Source organism: Lamprobacter sp. (genome assembly GCF_034860625.1).
Taxonomy (GTDB): domain Bacteria; phylum Pseudomonadota; class Gammaproteobacteria; order Chromatiales; family Chromatiaceae; genus Lamprobacter.
Genome location: NZ_JAYESN010000499.1, coordinates 1 through 1,453 on the forward strand (window position 1 = coordinate 1; position 1,453 = coordinate 1,453).

Below are 1,453 nucleotides of genomic sequence, written 5' to 3' on the forward strand. Positions count from 1 at the left end.
ATGCGGATTTGGTGTGCCATCTAGGGTATACAACGGCACCTTTTCGGACGGTTGGGTCACCTGCTCGCCGGTGATCACCAATTGATCAGCCAGCAGGCTGACCGCGATCTCGAAGTCCGTCCATCCATCCGGCGCACTCGACCAATGCAGGCCCAGCGTGAAAGGCTGCGCGGGATCGCGGAAGAGATCGCCGGACTGCCCGCGCACCCTGGCATCGCCGCTCTCGATGGCGCGGGCGATATCATCCAGACGGCTACCCTTGGCGAGCCAATGCAGCAACCGCAAGGCCTCGAGCAGATTACTCTTGCCTGCCGCATTGGCGCCGACCAAGAAGGTCAAGGCTGCCAAGGGTAGCGTTGCTTCGTCATAGCTCTTGAAGTTGGCGAGTGAAATGCGTGTCAACATACAATCTCCCTCGCGATGAATAATGCCATCGTTTTGCCTGGGTGCAACCTGCCGAGCGCGCCCTTAAGTTTCTGAAAAGCTGGAAATAATTTCTCGCCTGTCACCTAAGACTCTGATTTTTAACTTCGCTAAGCGATTGATTTTGAAGAAGTAGCGGGAGGCAGATTACACCCGTTTTGCCTGATGCATTTTGCGCTCATCCTAGACTTATGGGCCAATTGCGACTGAGGCCCCGTCAGGTTGGGCGACTTGCAGGCAGCAAGAGCACAACATGATTGAACACAGTGTAGCAATCTGCTACGGTTTCGATTCTCCGCCCAAGCAAGCAGAACAGGTCCATGCCGAAATCCGCCTCACCAGTCCGACTCCAAGAAGACCTGATGCAGAGCGCCAGTCTGGCTGGATCGCAGTTTCACCGCAGTGCCGCTGAACAGATCGAATATTGGGCCTCGCTGGGTCAGCAGATCGCCGGCTTTGTCGATCCACAAAGCCTGTTAGATATCGCCGCAGGTTTTGCACGGCTGCGCGTCGAGCCAATCATGGCTCAGCCCGTCGCTTCCGAGTCGGTCTTCGCGGCGGTGGAATCGGATCGGCGCTCCGGGGCGCTGCAGCAGAAGGTCACTCAGGCCGCGATGCGCTACCAGGCTTCGCGCACCTATCCTGGCTTTCTGGAGCAGATTGACGCCACCGGCAAGAGCACCCTTGGCACCTTCCGCCAGGGGGTGTTTGTCCCGCGCGAAGAGCAGGCAGCTTGACCGACAGCAAACAGCTTTGGCTGCTCGTCGGCGGCAACGGAGCGGGTAAAAGCACCTTCTATCGCCTCTACCTTGAGCCGCTCGGCCTGCCCTTCGTCAATGCCGACATCCTCGCGCGGATCGTCTATCCAGACGCACCCGAAGCCCATAGCTACGACGCCGCCAAGCTCGCCTCCTACTCCATGCCAAGCATATAGGCCAGATCCAGCTCGATCGCCTCGAACGGGGGGATGCGGGCGCGGGCCTCGTCCTTGAGCGTGGCGATCACCTTATAGTGGCCGTCTTCTAAGGCA

At 58.7% G+C, this 1,453-nt stretch carries 3 protein-coding genes; 2 read left to right on the forward strand and 1 reads right to left on the reverse strand.

Annotation, left to right across the window (positions count from 1 at the left end):
• Positions 1–405: AAA family ATPase (locus VBE63_RS29220; protein ID WP_323686481.1), on the reverse strand; the 405-nt coding region annotated here is incomplete at its 3' end.
• 338 nt (positions 406–743) lie between these two features.
• On the opposite strand from VBE63_RS29220, the gene VBE63_RS29225 reads away from it, so the two are divergent.
• Entirely contained in the window at positions 744–1,160 is a 417-nt protein-coding gene (locus VBE63_RS29225; protein WP_323686482.1) for a TA system antitoxin ParD family protein, read from the forward strand.
• Entirely contained in the window at positions 1,157–1,357 is a 201-nt protein-coding gene (locus VBE63_RS29230; RefSeq protein ID WP_323686483.1) for an AAA family ATPase, read from the forward strand. Before VBE63_RS29225 ends, VBE63_RS29230 begins: the two co-directional genes overlap by 4 nt.
• Positions 1,358–1,453: the final 96 nt, after the last annotated feature.